Consider the following 13,129-nt stretch of genomic DNA (forward strand, 5'->3'; position numbering starts at 1 on the left):
GATTTTATTAATTTTTAATAGCAAGAATTAAGTGTGGAATCCCATTTCGCGTCCTCCATCAAAGTTGGAGTTTAGTTCCCGCTTGATTTCGTCTAAAAAGCTTTGTGTGCTAAATTGCGGTTTAGAAAGGCTCGCGATATTGTAGGCGGTGTTTTTGACAATCAGCGCAATTTGTCCGCCACTTAGATTAAATTCGGCTAGCTTTTTGAGATTAAAATTCTCTTCAAAGGGAGCATTCTTAGGCAGTAGTTTTTCCCAAAGCCTGATACGTTCTTCAAAATTTGGTTTTTTAAATTCAATCTTATAATTAAAACGTCTTGAAAAGGCAGTATCAAGCGTTTCTAGTAGATTGGTTGTTGCAATTAAGATTCCGTCAAATCGTTCAATCTGTTCTAGGAAAATATTTTGCATTTGATTGTGCATTTTGTCTGCCCCGCTTCCATTGGTTGTGCGCGTGCTTAGGAATTGGTCTGCTTCATCTAGTAGCAAAATAGGCGTTTGTTTGCTTTTGGAACAAAGTTCTTTATAGGATTCAAAGATTTTGCGCACATTTTTTTCACTCTCGCCCACATACATAGAAAGAATCTTAGAACAATCAAAGCTCAAAATGGGTTTTTTAAGGGATTTGGCTAGGGCTAAAGCGGTAAGCGTTTTGCCTGTGCCTGCTGCACCGTAAAAGATAATCTTTGCGTCAATTCCACGCTTTTTGTCTTTGATTCCCCAATCTTTGAGATATTGCAAAACTTTAGAATCCATTTGTTTGAGCAGAGTTTCAAGGGTGGATTGCGTGCTTGGGCTTAAGACTACTTCGCTTAATGGAATCTTGGGGTGCAAAAATTCAAAGATTTCTTGCTCTAAGACGAGTGATTTTAGGCTAATGCGCTCCTTTTTGTCGTAATTTTGCGGGTGTGTGATTCTTTTTAGAATCGCATCAGGGATAAAAAAGGTGCGGTTAATCCCTCCAAAAGGGCTTAAGATTTCATCATAATCTACCAATCCTTTTTCTACCAAACGACTTCTATCGTCTAAAAATGCGCGATTCTTCATTCTTTCGTAGTCGTTCATACTAATGAGATTGATAAGGGTATTTAGTTCTCTTCCCTCACTTTCTTTGCCCAAATATTCTTCACGCAAAAGGGCAATGAAAATGATTTTTTCTTGCGCATTGAGACTATATTCTTTAAACAAAACTTCCAAGCTTAATTTTTCTTTTGTTAATTCTAAACGCTCATCAATCCTTTGTTGTAAGAGCTTGAATTTTTGCATACCTTTGTTTAAAAGAGGGGAGGTGTAATGGTCTTTTTTGTGGGGGCTTAAGCTGTGTAATAGTTCAATGGATAGAAATTGGTCTTTAAGATATTCTAAGTGGTTATTATAAGGAGCGACTTTTGGAAGTTTGGGATTAATACCCCCTTCTTCAAGGAGCTTTAGAAAGCTAGAGCTAAGACTAAAAGGAGTGTTGAGTAATTCCAATAGAATAACTTCTTGGCTAAGATTTTTTAGAAAACTTTGCTGATTAATCCAGCCTAATTCTAAGAGATTCTTAAAATAAGGCAAGTGCTTAAGAATCGCAACTTCATCTTGCGGAATAAAAAGAGCATTGATAATATCTAAGCAAATATTTTCATCGTTGCCTTTTAGGATTTCGGTGCATAAATGACGCAAAATAAGTGCTTCCTCATAATTGCATTTCAAAAAAGGATAAATTTTTGTTTTGTTAATGGGGTTGGTTTGCAAAAAATCTAGTAAATATTGCATACAGCTCCTTCATCATCGTAAGGGTCAAGATGGGTGATGATTTCCCATTTTCCCTCTAGGTTTTGGATAGCACATTCAATAGAATCTGCAACTCTGTGCGCGTCTAGCAAAGAAATGTTGGGGTCAAAGACAAGATGAACCTCTACAAGATTTGTTTCACCGCTTTGGCGCGTTTTCAAATCGTGATAACTTTGCACTTGCGGGGCAGAGGCTATGATTTGTTTGACAGATTCAACCTTTTGTTTCTCTAGGGCTTTGTCAAGCAGAATCAGCACGCCCTCTTTTAAGATTCCAAAGGCGGAATAGGCGACATAGATTCCAATCCCTATCCCAAAAATTGCGTCAATGATATGGAGATGTGTCCAATGCACAAGGACAAGAGCAACTAGCACCGCACCATTGCTTAAAATGTCTGTTTTGTAATGCAATGCGTCTGCTTTGATGACAAGATTATTACTCTTTTTTGCGATATAGTTAAGATAAAGGACAAGCATCGTGGTTAGAATCAGAGAAAAAAGCATTACATAGAGTGAATAATCTAAATAGACTAACTCTCCACCAAAGAAAAGTTTTTTAAAGGACTGGTAGAGAATAAAGATTCCAGAGACTAAAATCACGCTTCCTTCAATCACAGCCGCAAGCGATTCTATTTTGCCCATACCATAATTAAACTCAAAATTTGCAGGCTTTTCGGCTTTGGTTAGTGCATAGAGGTTAAAAAGTGAGGCAGACAAATCTAGCAAAGAATCAATCGCACTTGCTAAGATTGCCACCGAGCCGCTAAGGATTCCGATGATAAATTTTACGCTAATGAGAATACAAGCTGTTAAACTTGAAACAATGGTGGCTTGACGTTGGATACTGATTTTTGGCTTTTTTGTAAAATCTACTGCGCAATTATTGGGAATATTATTTTGTGAAACAGACATTAGAATCCTTAAATGGGAGGGAGCAAATAAAGAGGTTTGAGCCGCGTATTAAAAAGGGTTAAGTCCAAAATATCAGGCAAAACAAAGGACTTCCTTTGGGGTGGTGTATGAAAGGATTGCAGGCAAATATTCAGCTCTCTTGCTTCTTTGTCTAGAGTTTGGGATTTATTGCTTGGATTTGTGGAATCTGCTTGGATAAAATAGCAATTTCCATAGGCTTTGATAGGGGAGTTTTCATTAAAGTGAAAGGCGTGTGTAGCGTAGAGTTTCACATTTTGTGTGATTTCTAAAGTCTTTGCAAACAGATAAATGAGTTTCAAAGCCATAAAGCTTCCCGGACCACGCACGAAATACAAACTTTCAAATGCGATTCCTTGTGAGCGCAAATCCATAAACAATGGCACTAACCCTTCGCTTAAAGGTTGAGTGATGAGGTGGGATTGTGTCAATTTCCATATTTTTTGGATACAAGAATAAATACCCACAAGTGTTGGTTCTCCTGCAAGATTGGGCAAAATTAAGATTTTATGCATTTTGTAAAGCGTATTCATAAATCTTTTGAGATTCTTCACTTTCTAAAATCTCAAAAGCATTGCTGTTTTCAAAAAGTTTTTTGGTTAGCAAATGGTTGAGTTTATGGCTGCCCGCATAGGAGACATACGCGCCAAGCAATGGAATCCCAAGCAAAGACATATCTCCAATGGCATCAAGGATTTTGTGTCGGACAAATTCCTCTTTGTAGCGCAAGCCCTCTTTGTTTAGAATCGTAGTATCATCTAGCACAATGGCATTATCCAAAGAACCACCTAATGCAAGCCCGATAGAGCGCAAATATTGCACCTCACTTAAAAACCCAAAAGTCCTAGCACGCGCAATCTCTTCTTTGTAATTTTTGGTAGAAAACTTAAATTTGTAGGATTGTGTGCCAATGGCAGGGTGAGGAAAATGAATAGAAAAGTCAAAAATACACGCGTCATTTGGCTCAAAACGCACAAATTTATCCCCCTCTTTGACTTCAATAGGAGTTTTGATTTTTAAGATTTTTTTAGGTGAGGATTGCTTGAGGATTCCTGCTTCCTCTAAGAGCATACAATACCCAATGCTACTGCCGTCCATAATCGGCACTTCCTCATTGTCCAATGTGATTTTTAGATTATCAATCCCATACGCGTGGATTGCGGAGAGTAAGTGTTCAATCGTGGAGATTTTGTATTGTTCTTTTGCAATCACGGTTGCCATTGTCGTATCTACTACATTTTCTGGATTTAATGGAATGCTTATCCCCACATCACTGCGATAGAAATGAATCCCGCAGTTTTCATCTAGGGGTTCTAAAGTCATTTTGACAGGCACTCCCTTATGTAGCCCGATTCCAACTAATTCTACTTTTTTTGCAATCGTTTGTTGTTTCATCGTAGTTCCTCTATCATAATTTCATCTTGTTTTTTGTAAATTTTATTTTGATTGTATTGTAACAATTCCTTATCTAAAATTTCTCCGTGAAAAAGGACATTTCCCTCTCCTACTTCACCTAATATCATATAATCTCCATTGCAAAATATATTTCCGCTAATTTTTCCAAAAATCTGTACATTTCCTTCGCTTTGGATATGCGCACCACTATTAATGCGCCCAAAAATCGTCAAATCCCCTTGCGTGATGATTTCTTCACCGCTCCGAATAGTGCGATGAAAAACAAGTGTAGGTTTTTGCTTGGATTCTATTTCTTGGGATTTTGCATTGGATTCCGTGTTTGTTGTGGTATTGGGTGGAATCATAGAATGGATTGCATTTTCTAAGCTTAGTTGAATTTGCCCGCAAGTTTCGCCCTTTTTTGTATCCAAAGATTCTATGAAATTGAGGTTTTTAGAGACGAGATAATCATAAAGCGCGGTAGAATCTGTTGTTTTGATAGGATAAGTAAAAATCATCAAAAAATCTTTGAGCAAAATAAAGTTTTTTTCAATATAGGCAATCGTTTCTTGCCCCTCTCCTTGAGTGAAAATAAAAGCACGAAAGTTTTTCTGTCTTGCCTTAACCATAATCTGCCTTTAGAGTTTGTTGATGATGTCTTTAGCCTGTGAAATCACATTTGTAATATTTGTCTTTATCCAAGCGGAATCCATCCATTCTGCATTCCATACTTCATAGCCTTGCACTAGCACGCTAAAGTGCAAATGGTCTCCCAATGCTAGCCCTGTACTGCCTGTATTTGCGATAATTGTGCCTTTTTCTAAAGAATCCCCAACTTGGACATTTGTGCTTGTTAGATGCGCGTATAAAGTAGAAAGTCCAAGTCCGTGATAAATAACAAGTGCATTGCCATCAATCCCTACAAATTCATTGAGTGTAACAATGCCCGCATTATTTAAAATCACAGGCGCTTGTTTGATACTTGCAAGGTCTAATCCCATATGATTGGATTCACTAACATTTTCTCCTTGATATGTAAAGGTGCGGTGGTCGCCAAAACTCGCCATAACCGCACCATTTTTTAGGGGTGCAAAGGCTTGAATGGGGAAATTTTCTACTAGGGATTCTGTATCCGCGAAAGAAGAGGCATTTAAAACCCGTTGGAAAGTATTTTCGCGCACTTCTTCATTGATATAGCGAAAAATTTCAATCTTGTCTGCAAAATCTTCCAAATTTTTTTCTCCAATTTCTTGCACAAGACTAGAGATTTTGCCATCAATAAAGTTTTCTGTTAGTGGAATCGTGGAATCACGATATTGTTTTTTTTGTTTGAAATAATTAATTGGCGCAACGCTGACATTGCCCGCGCTATCTTCGGCGATAATTTTAGCGTTAAAATCCTCGTGGAGTTTAGACCACGCAAGCAGGGAAATATAAAATCCCTCTTTATAGAAAGGTTGTGGCGTAAAGTCTAAATTACCATTGTTAATTTTTATACTTTTTAGATTTTCGTCCTCTGCTTTAAAGATGATTAAAGCACTCCCGCCTTGCGTGATTTTATAAGAATTTGCAATAATGGCAATTTGTGGCTTTTTGGTATCTACTTGAATATGGAATTGTTCGGTGGTTGTATTGCCTCCAAAAAAGTTCCATTTGCTTGTATCTGTTACGCTCACTTCAAGGAGGAAAGATTGGATATTACTCTTGAGATTTTGAGGCTTTTGTATGCCAATACAGAAACTCTTAATCGGGGATTGTGCAGTGATATTTTGTGTCAATGGAGCAATATTTGCGCTCTTGGCTGCACAGATTTCATTTTGTTCAGTGAGTTTTTGCGCATCAAGTGGAATCTTTTGTCCATTTTCTATCAGTGAGACTTGATAGCTTTTGATTCCTGCATTATCACTAACCTCAATAGGAAATGTTCCTTTGAGATTCCAAGAAGTGCTTTTTAGGTGAATTGTAGGAGATTCTTTTTCAAAAGAATCGGAGCTTAACATAAACATTCCCAACAAAATAACAACCACGAGCGCAACAAGTCCGGCAATTTTAATAAAACCGCTTTTGGTATGAGGATTTTGCATAATATTCCTTAAAAATTATTTCTTTTGAGAAAAGAACCTTTTATTTTAGCTAAAAAGTGCTTAATTTGTAAGTAAATAAGAGATTTTAGGATAAGAAATGTTTGTTAGGTTATTATGAGAGTTTGTCTAAAATAATCAAAGAAAGAATCTCATCTTAAATTTTGTGATTTTTTACAAAGTTTAAGATATGCTAGAGGATAGATTGTTATGCAAGTTGAAGTTATTTACAAGAACAAAAGCAAATTAAGCAAATTGCTTATGCTTTTGCACCCTTGCAAAATAGTGTTAAGTTAAGCATTCAATGCAGATTTTATTGCCTCTTCAATCAGTGATTTGGAGTTTGGCTCAACGAGTCTTTCGCCCACTTCTGCACCATTTTTATAAAAAATAAGTGTCGGGATTCTGCGCACATTCAAAGAATCCTTGAGCGCTTCTTCTTCGTCTGCCATAATAGCAAAAAACTTAACCTGTGCGCCATATTCTTGCATAAGCATTCCGATAATCGGCTCAATTTTACGACAATCTGGACACCAAGGAGCTCCAATTGCGACAAGGCAAACTCCCTCTTTAACAGCATTTTCAAAAGTAGCTTTTGTTAATTTTTCCAACATTTAAATTCCTTTTATTTAAAGTTATGAAAAGAATTTTGAATCAATTTTGCTTAAAAAATACAAAATACTAGTTGCGTCCGTGATTTTGTTACATTTCTTTTTAAATGTTTGGTTGAAAAGCATTTTTGGAATCTTTTAGGCAATGTTGGTAAAAACCGCTTGCACATCATCGTCCTCTTCAATCCTGTCTAGCAATTTCTCAATGTCTATTAATTGCTCTTCGTTAAACTCCACAGGATTCGTTGCGATTCGCTCTAATGCCGCTTTTTTAACCTCTAGCTTGAGTTCCTCTAGTGCATTGGCAAGTGTGCCAAAACTCGTATAATCTCCATAAATATGGACAATTTCTTCTTCTATTTCCATAGAATCTAAACCTGCGTCAATTAATGTGAGTTCTAGCTCTTCTAAATCCCTAGCAGTCGCTTTGTTGATTTCAAAATGCGCCTTGCGTGCAAACATAAATTCTAAAGAATTGTTTGTTAGCATTTGTCCACCAAGTTTATTGACATAACTTTTGAGATTCGCCACCGTGCGTGTGGTATTGTCTGTTGCGCATTCTACAAAAAATAATGCGCCGTGTGGAGCTTTGATTTCATAATTGACTTCTGTGATTTGGATTCCGTCTTTTCCTAAAGCTCGCTTAATAGCTGCTTCAATATTGTCTTTTGGCATATTTTGTGCTTTTGCTGCTAGAATCGCGGTGCGGAGCTTGGAATTCATATCGGGATCTCCGCTGCCGCCCTCCTTAACAGCGATACTAATTGCTTTTCCTAATTTGGGAAAAAGTTTGGACATTTTGTCCCATCGTTTTTCTTTGCTTGCCCTGCGATATTCAAATGCTCGTCCCATAAAAACCTCTAATATTTTAGAATATTTTGAAAGTAAATTGTAGTATTTTTAAGTTTAAAGTTGCAAGATATTTGGCAAGAATATTACAAATTTCTTGACATTAAAATAAAATTGCTATATAATTTCACCTCATTTTTTATGAGCTTTTATTCCGGATTAGCTCAGCGGTAGAGTAGGCGGCTGTTAACCGCTTGGTCGTAGGTTCGAATCCTACATCCGGAGCCACTTTATCCTTAATCTTTTTCCAAAAATTTTATTAATGTTTTTTATTCAACAAACCTTATATTTTAAAATGTTTTTTCTGATATAATCTTAGCGAAATTTGTTGATTTTTAAGGGTTATGGATATGCAAAGTAATAAAACTTTTTTAGTTGCGGAGCTTTCTGCAAACCACAATCAAGATAAAAATTTAGCTTTAAAGACGATTAAAGCGGCGAAAGACTCCGGTGCAGACGCAATTAAGTTGCAAACCTATACGCCCGATTGCCTCACGATTGATTGTGATTTAGAGGATTTCAAGATTAAAGGAACATTGTGGGGTGGAAAGAAGTTTTATGATTTGTATCAGGAAGCGATGACGCCGTGGGAATGGCACGCGGAACTATTTGAATATGCACAAAATCTTGGGCTCGTATGTTTTTCTAGCCCTTTTAGCAAAGAGGGTGTGGATTTTTTGGAGACTTTAGGGAATCCTATTTATAAGGTAGCGTCTTTTGAGATTGTGGATTTGGAGCTAATCTCCTATATGGCGCGTTTGGGCAAGCCGATGATTCTATCAAAGGGAATCGCAACCAAAGAGGAGATTCAAGATGCTATTGGTGCGTGCAAGCAAGCGGGTAATGCAGATATTACGCTTTTGCAATGCACAAGCTCTTATCCCGCACCGCTTAATAGCGCGAATCTTAGTCTTATTCCAGAGCTAAGGCAGGATTTTGAAGTGGAAGTTGGGTTATCCGACCATACTTTAGGAATCACCGCACCGATTGCTGCTGTAACTCTTGGCGCAAAAGTGATTGAAAAGCATTTTATACTGAATCGTAAGCTCGGCGGTGTGGATAGTGCATTTAGTCTTGAACCCGAAGAGTTTGCACAAATGGCAAAGGCGGTGCGAGAGGTAGAGGAGTTGCTTGGGATTCCGACTTATGAATTAAGCCAAAAATCTAAGGAGGGCAGAGCGTTTATGCGTTCCTTGTATGTGGTGGAAAATATTAAAAAAGGTGAGAGGATTACTGCAAAGTCTGTGCGTTCTATCCGACCCGGATTCGGAATCGCACCAAAATATTTAAAGCAAGTCCTAGGCAAGTGTGCAAGTCGTGATTTGTATCGTGGTAAGGCATTGGAGTTTGGGGATTGGGAATAAATGGGTATAATTCTTAAACTATGGTAGTTTGCAAGAGTGGGAGAAAAGGAAAAAATATGAAAAATTTGTTTGGCATATTCCCAATAATGCTTTTGGCTTTATTGTTGAATCTATTGAGCGCAAAAGAAAGCCTAGAGCAAATGAGTCAAGAGCAATATGAGAAGGCAAGAGAAATAGCGGCACATTATGACGAAAGGGCATTTAGAAAAAAAGAGGGGTTTAATAGTTATCAGAAAATGGAAGAATTTTTTGATGAATACAATGTGAGACGCTATATCATTACAACACTTTATAAGGATATGGACATCAATCAAGCCTATGAGAGCTATGTAACAAACTCAACAGGAGAGCATTTTGAAAACCAAAATGATATTTCAGATAGATGTAAAATTACAAAATGGCTTCCAACTCTCCCAAAGCAAAATAAGACTTTAGAATGGAATTTTGATTTTCATTTTGCGTGTGGTGATGCGCAAAAAATGAGTGATGAGGGGGTTGATGTGAGCTTAAGTTACACATATAAAAGCCCAAAAAACTTAATTATTACTTATAAGGCTTTAGGAGATGATTTTAGGGTTCGGACAGATAATGCTTTACTCATATTGGAATTCACACAAGAAGCAGAAGGCACTTATCTCAAAATACACTCAAAAGCTTTGCCTGTGAGTTTTGATTGCAAAAAGGCGAATCTCAAAACTGAAATTGCCATTTGCAATGCTGCGGAAAAAGAAAATTTTAACGAGGACATAAAATTATACTATCTCTATAACGCACTATTGATAGAGACAGAAGACTATATAGAACGTAAGAGTATTGAAGCCTCACAAAAAGCGTGGCTAAAAGAACGCAATCAATGTCAAAATGATATAGAGTGTATCAAAACGCTTTATAAATCCCGCTATGGCGAAATCTCTGCACAATTACAAAGTATATTTAAAAAAAAGTTTGGGTTTTTGGAGCATTGCGCAAGTATTCACAATAATAGGTGGGACGGGCGTGCAGACCCAGAATTTGGCGAATACTCTCAGCAAAGAAAATGTAGTTTCGCAGGCAATATTTTTGACGCTTATGAGGCAATAAAAACAAATGAACAAGATGGGAAATATCTTGCAGATGTCAAGCAAATAAGGGCAAAAAAAGATTTTGAAGACAAGATTAGTAACGACGCACAAGGTGGTCTCACGTATATTGCGTATATTGATTATAAATGGCAAGATAATCAAAACACATTCATTCTTTCTTTGGCTTATGAGTATTACGGCACTATCTATATACTTACACAAAAAAGTCCAAATCAAACGGAAGTGATTGTAGAAGATTATGAGATTCCTTAGACAGCACAAAGCCAAATGTTTGAGGCTTTGCGTATCTTTAGTAGGAGAATTTGATGCTATTTCCTATTCATCTTTTGTTTAAAAATTCCCTTTAACCTCCCCTTAAGTTTTCTTTGATATAATTTTGCTTCCTTTTTTGCGCTAAAAATCTTTAGAGTAAAAATGTTCTTTAACTTTTGTAATGTATTTACATCTATATAAAGTTAAAATGATCTTTGAAAACTAAGCAGGAAATAGAAGAACAACATTCTTTTTATTTTCTAATTTCTTTACAACATAAACTCATTTATTACTTTGTAGTTTTACACTTGTAAAACACAAGTCTAAACAGAGATTTTGAGATTTTAGGACAAACTAACCTATACTTGATTTTTCTTTTTGTTGCTTTACAAATTGAAAATCAATTGAAAGCAGCATTATAAATTGCTACTTTCACTTTAAATTCTTTTCTTTAATTTATAAGAAAGTTTTAAAGTTTTTTAAAATAGAAAGATTTTTGAATGGTTTTTGTAGTTGTGAAGCAATTTACGCGGAGACTAGACTAATGGTCTGTCGCACAAGCAAATTGCAAGCTCTACAAAAAGCAACAAAAAGATTCTTTTTTTTATGGAGAGTTTGATCCTGGCTCAGAGTGAACGCTGGCGGCGTGCCTAATACATGCAAGTCGAACGATGAAGCTCTAGCTTGCTAGAGTGGATTAGTGGCGCACGGGTGAGTAATGCATAGATAACATGCCCTTTAGTCTAGGATAGCCATTGGAAACGATGATTAATACTGGATACTCCTTACGAGGGAAAGTTTTTCGCTAAAGGATTGGTCTATGTCCTATCAGCTTGTTGGTGAGGTAATGGCTCACCAAGGCTATGACGGGTATCCGGCCTGAGAGGGTGAACGGACACACTGGAACTGAGACACGGTCCAGACTCCTACGGGAGGCAGCAGTAGGGAATATTGCTCAATGGGGGAAACCCTGAAGCAGCAACGCCGCGTGGAGGATGAAGGTTTTCGGATTGTAAACTCCTTTTGTTAGAGAAGATAATGACGGTATCTAACGAATAAGCACCGGCTAACTCCGTGCCAGCAGCCGCGGTAATACGGAGGGTGCAAGCGTTACTCGGAATCACTGGGCGTAAAGAGCGCGTAGGCGGGATAGCAAGTCAGATGTGAAATCCTATGGCTTAACCATAGAACTGCATTTGAAACTGTTATTCTAGAGTATGGGAGAGGTAGGTGGAATTCTTGGTGTAGGGGTAAAATCCGTAGAGATCAAGAGGAATACTCATTGCGAAGGCGACCTGCTGGAACATAACTGACGCTGATGCGCGAAAGCGTGGGGAGCAAACAGGATTAGATACCCTGGTAGTCCACGCCCTAAACGATGAATGCTAGTTGTTGTGGAGCTTGTCTCTGCAGTAATGCAGCTAACGCATTAAGCATTCCGCCTGGGGAGTACGGTCGCAAGATTAAAACTCAAAGGAATAGACGGGGACCCGCACAAGCGGTGGAGCATGTGGTTTAATTCGAAGATACACGAAGAACCTTACCTAGGCTTGACATTGATAGAATCCGCTAGAGATAGTGGAGTGCTAGCTTGCTAGAACTTGAAAACAGGTGCTGCACGGCTGTCGTCAGCTCGTGTCGTGAGATGTTGGGTTAAGTCCCGCAACGAGCGCAACCCTCGTCCTTAGTTGCTAACTATTCGGTAGAGCACTCTAAGGAGACTGCCTTCGCAAGGAGGAGGAAGGTGAGGATGACGTCAAGTCATCATGGCCCTTACGCCTAGGGCTACACACGTGCTACAATGGGAAGCACAAAGAGATGCAATATTGTGAAATGGAGCAAATCTCAAAAACTTCTCTCAGTTCGGATTGTAGTCTGCAACTCGACTACATGAAGCTGGAATCGCTAGTAATCGTAAATCAGCTATGTTACGGTGAATACGTTCCCGGGTCTTGTACTCACCGCCCGTCACACCATGGGAGTTGTATTCGCCTTAAGTCGGAATGCCAAACTGGCTACCGCCCACGGCGGATGCAGCGACTGGGGTGAAGTCGTAACAAGGTAACCGTAGGTGAACCTGCGGTTGGATCACCTCCTTTCAAGAGAAGAGACTAAAGATTTGTTTCTTTTAGTTTAAGTTGTTCTTTTCCTGCTTAGTTTTCAGAGATTATTTAACTTTAAAGTAGGGGCTTATAGCTCAGGTGGTTAGAGCGCACCCCTGATAAGGGTGAGGTCGGAGGTTCAAGTCCTCCTAAGCCCACCAAACGAAATTCTTTTTTATTCTTTTGAAAGAGTTTTCAAAGTTTTTTTGGTCATTACCTTTAAGGTAACTCCTTTCAAAAACTTTTCAACAACTTCCAAAATAATTAAAAAATAATTGCGTTTTAAAATCATTAAACTATCCCAAAGATAAAGATTAGAGATTCTTGAAATATTTATTAAGGGGAATTAGCTCAGCTGGGAGAGCGCCTGCTTTGCACGCAGGAGGTCAGCGGTTCGATCCCGCTATTCTCCACCAAAAATAATATATTATTGATGTAGTCAATACAATAGGATAAAAAAGATTCTAATGTAAGTATTTCATACATTCTTTTTTATGCTTGGCATAGAATAGAATTATAAAGAAAGTTAGAAGTAAAAGAAAACAAAAAACTTCAAACTCCTCTTTAGCATTTTTGTAAATCTTTACATTAGAATCCTAAAAGATTCTAAATGTTCTTACACAACTCATTGTTAAAGCCTAAAATAAGTAATAACTACAATCACGCAAATAACCAAGATTGTTTTAAT

At 37.8% G+C, this 13,129-nt stretch carries 10 protein-coding genes, 3 tRNA genes and 1 rRNA gene; 6 read left to right on the forward strand and 8 right to left on the reverse strand.

The annotated features are described in order from the left end of the window. Nucleotides 1–27 precede the first annotated feature (27 nt). The 8 genes from K2N75_RS03690 to K2N75_RS03725 all read right to left on the reverse strand — a co-directional run bounded on the left by K2N75_RS03690 (nt 28) and on the right by K2N75_RS03725 (nt 7,644). The gene (locus tag K2N75_RS03690) at nt 28–1,758 is read right to left on the reverse strand and encodes an ATP-binding protein (protein ID WP_297679644.1); all 1,731 of its coding nucleotides are present in this window, start codon (nt 1,756–1,758) and stop codon (nt 28–30) included. Then, on the reverse strand, nt 1,743–2,624 hold the full coding sequence (locus K2N75_RS03695; protein WP_297679656.1) for a cation diffusion facilitator family transporter: 882 nt from the start codon (nt 2,622–2,624) through the stop codon (nt 1,743–1,745). Before K2N75_RS03695 ends, K2N75_RS03690 begins: the two co-directional genes overlap by 16 nt. A gap of 71 nt (nt 2,625–2,695) precedes the next feature. Next, on the reverse strand, nt 2,696–3,220 hold the full coding sequence (locus K2N75_RS03700) for a hypothetical protein (RefSeq protein ID WP_297679645.1): 525 nt from the start codon (nt 3,218–3,220) through the stop codon (nt 2,696–2,698). Next, nucleotides 3,213–4,100 carry a UDP-3-O-acyl-N-acetylglucosamine deacetylase gene (lpxC, locus tag K2N75_RS03705; RefSeq protein ID WP_297679646.1) on the reverse strand — a complete coding sequence of 296 codons (888 nt, stop codon included), beginning with the start codon at nt 4,098–4,100 and terminating at the stop codon, nt 3,213–3,215. The genes K2N75_RS03700 and lpxC overlap by 8 nt, the downstream gene beginning before the upstream one ends. After that, the gene (locus K2N75_RS03710) at nt 4,097–4,729 is read right to left on the reverse strand and encodes a septum site-determining protein MinC (protein ID WP_297679647.1); all 633 of its coding nucleotides are present in this window, start codon (nt 4,727–4,729) and stop codon (nt 4,097–4,099) included. Before K2N75_RS03710 ends, lpxC begins: the two co-directional genes overlap by 4 nt. Nucleotides 4,730–4,738: 9 nt before the next feature. After that, a complete protein-coding gene (locus tag K2N75_RS03715; protein WP_297679648.1) occupies nt 4,739–6,184 on the reverse strand; it encodes a M23 family metallopeptidase in 1,446 nt (481 codons plus the stop codon). 290 nt (nt 6,185–6,474) lie between these two features. Next, entirely contained in the window at nt 6,475–6,795 is a 321-nt protein-coding gene (locus K2N75_RS03720; protein WP_297679649.1) for a thioredoxin family protein, read from the reverse strand. A gap of 135 nt (nt 6,796–6,930) precedes the next feature. Then, nucleotides 6,931–7,644, reverse strand: coding sequence for a YebC/PmpR family DNA-binding transcriptional regulator (locus K2N75_RS03725; protein ID WP_297679650.1), 714 nt, complete (start codon nt 7,642–7,644; stop codon nt 6,931–6,933). 150 nt (nt 7,645–7,794) lie between these two features. Here K2N75_RS03725 and K2N75_RS03730 point away from each other — a divergent pair. The 6 genes from K2N75_RS03730 to K2N75_RS03755 all read left to right on the forward strand — a co-directional run bounded on the left by K2N75_RS03730 (nt 7,795) and on the right by K2N75_RS03755 (nt 12,857). Beyond that, nucleotides 7,795–7,869, forward strand: a tRNA-Asn gene (locus tag K2N75_RS03730). A gap of 122 nt (nt 7,870–7,991) precedes the next feature. Beyond that, nucleotides 7,992–9,005, forward strand: a complete 1,014-nt coding sequence (gene pseI, locus K2N75_RS03735) for a pseudaminic acid synthase (protein ID WP_297679651.1) — start codon at nt 7,992–7,994, stop codon at nt 9,003–9,005. Nucleotides 9,006–9,061: 56 nt separating this feature from the next. Continuing rightward, nucleotides 9,062–10,339: a hypothetical protein gene (locus tag K2N75_RS03740; RefSeq protein WP_297679652.1), complete on the forward strand. Its 1,278-nt coding sequence runs from the start codon at nt 9,062–9,064 to the stop codon at nt 10,337–10,339. A 603-nt stretch (nt 10,340–10,942) separates the two neighbouring features. After that, nucleotides 10,943–12,438, forward strand: a 16S ribosomal RNA gene (locus tag K2N75_RS03745). A gap of 87 nt (nt 12,439–12,525) precedes the next feature. Continuing rightward, nucleotides 12,526–12,602 (forward strand) — tRNA-Ile (locus K2N75_RS03750). A gap of 179 nt (nt 12,603–12,781) precedes the next feature. Beyond that, a tRNA-Ala gene (locus K2N75_RS03755) sits at nt 12,782–12,857 on the forward strand. Nucleotides 12,858–13,129: the final 272 nt, after the last annotated feature.

The organism is Helicobacter sp. (assembly GCF_029067145.1).
In the GTDB taxonomy this organism is placed as follows: domain Bacteria; phylum Campylobacterota; class Campylobacteria; order Campylobacterales; family Helicobacteraceae; genus Helicobacter_D.

Excerpts from the sequence above, each read along its gene's own strand:
- K2N75_RS03715 (WP_297679648.1), bottom strand. The coding sequence starts at position 6,184 with ATGCAAAATCCTCATACCAAAAGCGGTTTTATTAAAATTGCCGGACTT.
- lpxC (WP_297679646.1), bottom strand. The coding sequence starts at position 4,100 with ATGAAACAACAAACGATTGCAAAAAAAGTAGAATTAGTTGGAATCGGG.
- K2N75_RS03740 (WP_297679652.1), top strand. The coding sequence starts at position 9,062 with ATGAAAAATTTGTTTGGCATATTCCCAATAATGCTTTTGGCTTTATTG.
- K2N75_RS03710 (WP_297679647.1), bottom strand. The coding sequence starts at position 4,729 with ATGGTTAAGGCAAGACAGAAAAACTTTCGTGCTTTTATTTTCACTCAA.
- K2N75_RS03690 (WP_297679644.1), bottom strand. The coding sequence starts at position 1,758 with ATGCAATATTTACTAGATTTTTTGCAAACCAACCCCATTAACAAAACA.
- K2N75_RS03700 (WP_297679645.1), bottom strand. The coding sequence starts at position 3,220 with ATGCATAAAATCTTAATTTTGCCCAATCTTGCAGGAGAACCAACACTT.
- K2N75_RS03720 (WP_297679649.1), bottom strand. The coding sequence starts at position 6,795 with ATGTTGGAAAAATTAACAAAAGCTACTTTTGAAAATGCTGTTAAAGAG.
- K2N75_RS03725 (WP_297679650.1), bottom strand. The coding sequence starts at position 7,644 with ATGGGACGAGCATTTGAATATCGCAGGGCAAGCAAAGAAAAACGATGG.
- pseI (WP_297679651.1), top strand. The coding sequence starts at position 7,992 with ATGCAAAGTAATAAAACTTTTTTAGTTGCGGAGCTTTCTGCAAACCAC.